Source organism: Gluconobacter sp. P1D12_c (assembly GCF_018812105.1).
Classification (GTDB): Bacteria; Pseudomonadota; Alphaproteobacteria; order Acetobacterales; family Acetobacteraceae; genus Gluconobacter; species Gluconobacter oxydans_A.
Genome location: NZ_JACSIQ010000764.1, coordinates 1 through 380 on the forward strand (window position 1 = coordinate 1; position 380 = coordinate 380).

Sequence of the window (380 nt, forward strand, 5' to 3'; positions counted from 1 at the left end):
ATTACACCCCCTGCTGTGGAAGAGTTGAGGCGGGCGGCTTACGACCGGCTGCCACGCATCAAGATTACTGATCTTCTGCTGGAAGTGGACCGCTGGATCAGCTTCACCGACTGCTTTACCCATCGCCGTTCCAGCCGTGTCGCGGATGACAAAAACGCCCTGCTGACGGTGATCCTGGCGGATGGGATTAATCTTGGTCTGACACGCATGGCCGACACCTGTCAGGGTGCCACCCTGCGCCAGTTGGCGCATCTGCATGACTGGCATATCAGCGAGGCCGGATACGCCGAAGCCCTTGGCCGTATGGTTGCAGCCCATCGTGGGCTGCCCCTGGCGTCACTCTGGGGAGACGGCACATCGTCCTCAAGTGATGGTCAATT

1 protein-coding gene is annotated in these 380 nt (G+C 59.7%); it reads left to right on the top strand.

The annotated features are described in order from the left end of the window. Window positions 1–380 (top strand): Tn3 family transposase (locus KP705_RS19095; RefSeq protein ID WP_215765447.1); only part of this gene is annotated, 380 nt, incomplete at both ends.